The organism is Methylobacterium sp. WL103, assembly GCF_008039885.1.
In the GTDB taxonomy this organism is placed as follows: Bacteria; Pseudomonadota; Alphaproteobacteria; order Rhizobiales; family Beijerinckiaceae; genus Methylobacterium; species Methylobacterium cerastii.
This window is the reverse complement of sequence record NZ_VRUX01000782.1, coordinates 1-1,624: the sequence shown is the minus strand read 5'-3', so window position 1 is coordinate 1,624 and position 1,624 is coordinate 1. Positions and strand designations below refer to the sequence as shown.

Sequence of the window (1,624 nt, the reverse complement as noted above, 5' to 3'; positions counted from 1 at the left end):
ATGCCGTAGCAGACCCGGCTCATCGGCCGCGAGCCGTCCCAGGCCGCGTCGGCCACGGCGTCGTCGAGGTGGACGTGGGCGCTGCCCTCGATCCGGATCTGGACCTTGGCGGCGCGATCGTAGGCGTGGAGGGCGCAATGCCGCCCGGCGGCGACCTCGGCGGCCTTGTCCGAGCGGCGGTCGCAGTGGAAGCGCAGGATGCCGGTGGCGGCGTCGGCCTGCCGCAGCACCACCGTGCGGCTGCGCGGCCGCCCTGTACGGTCCAGTGTCGCGACGCTCGGCGTGTGGAACGCGCTCCGCCCGTGTGCGACTCCGTCCGCCAGCAGCCGCCACAGCTCGGCGAAGGCCGCGTCCAGGTCGGCGTGGAACGCCGGGAGCGGGTCGCGGGCATCGTCCTGTGGCATCGGGCTCCGGGCGGCGTGGGGGTTGGACGGGTCGAGACGAAACACGGGCGCAGCGCCGGATCAAGCGCGGCGTCGCCGCGTTGCGCGCGCAACGCCGAACCGGAAAAACTAGGCGGCGTGTCCTAGCGTGCCTTGACGCACCCCTATCATTTGTTACGAATCGGCATCGCGTCGGCAAGCGTCGCGCGGCTTCCGCTCTCAGAGAGACGTCGACGATATGCCGTGGATGATGGCCATGCTGTTCGGGCTGCCCTGTGCCCTCGGCTTTCTCTGCCTCTACGCCGACCGCCATCTCGCCCGGTTCTCCGACGCCCACGACGACCTGTAGACGCTGCCGCGACCGTCGTCCCTGCGGCGCTGATCGCACAGCGGTCCCCGGGACCGGTCGGCTCGAGCGGAGCGCCCGCTCAGCCGGCCTTGGTCTCGGCCGCGCGCCGGTTGCGGAAGATCAGGGCGAGGTTGCGCAGGTAGATCCCGGTCGAGAGGCCTTGGCCGATGATGATCACCGGCTCGCGGCGCACGAAGCCGTAGACCAGGGTCATGATCCCGCCGGCGATCGACAGGAACCAGAACGAGAGCGGGATCACGCTCCGGCCCGCCCGCTCGCTCGCGATCCATTGCAGGATGAAGCGCGACCCGAACACGAGCTGCGCGACGATGCCGAAGACCAGCCAGAAGTCGAACCGGGTCACGAACACGTCGTAGAAGTAGTCCGGCAGGTCTTTCGCCAACTGGATCAGCATCAGGTCCGGACCTCGGTGACGGCGGGCGTCGGCCGCTTGCGGCGGATCAGCCACCAGACGCCGGCGAGATCGAGCAGGCCGACCCAGAGCCGGTCGAACAGCCCGTAATTCGACACGCCGGTGAAGCGCGGCCGGTCGACCACGTCGCGGTGCACGATGGCGAAGCCCTCGCGGACCACGAGCGCCGGCATGAACCGGTGCAGGGCGTCGAAGTACGGCAGGCGCAGGTAGACCGCGCGGCGGAAGACCTTGAGGCCGCAGCCGGTGTCGCGGGTGGAATCGTTGAGGATCCGGCCCCGCACGCCGTTGGCGATGCGGGATTGGATCATCTTGAAGCGCCCGTCCTTGCGGCCCTTGCGCTGCCCTTGAGCGAGGCCGGCTCCCTCGCCCGCCTGCTCGAGCGCCGCCACCAGGACGGGGATGAAGGCCGGGTCGTTCTGGCCGTCGCCGTCGAGCGTCGCGACGATCGGGCCGGCC

Annotated in this window: 3 protein-coding genes; all 3 read right to left on the bottom strand. The window is 70.4% G+C overall.

Features of this window, described 5'->3' with window-relative positions; all coding sequences use genetic code 11:
- Positions 1-404: pyridoxamine 5'-phosphate oxidase family protein (locus tag FV222_RS25370; RefSeq protein ID WP_187277474.1), on the bottom strand; the 404-nt coding region annotated here is incomplete at its 3' end.
- Between the two features lie 407 nt (positions 405-811).
- Positions 812-1,147, bottom strand: coding sequence for a lipid-A-disaccharide synthase N-terminal domain-containing protein (locus FV222_RS25365; protein WP_147762798.1), 336 nt, complete (start codon positions 1,145-1,147; stop codon positions 812-814).
- Positions 1,147-1,624 (bottom strand): glycosyltransferase (locus FV222_RS25360; RefSeq protein WP_348644951.1); only part of this gene is annotated, 478 nt, incomplete at its 5' end. The genes FV222_RS25365 and FV222_RS25360, both read right to left, overlap by 1 nt.

What these genes read in the sequence shown, in the direction of transcription:
- FV222_RS25365 (WP_147762798.1), bottom strand. Translation starts at nt 1,147, where the DNA reads ATGCTGATCCAGTTGGCGAAAGACCTGCCGGACTACTTCTACGACGTG.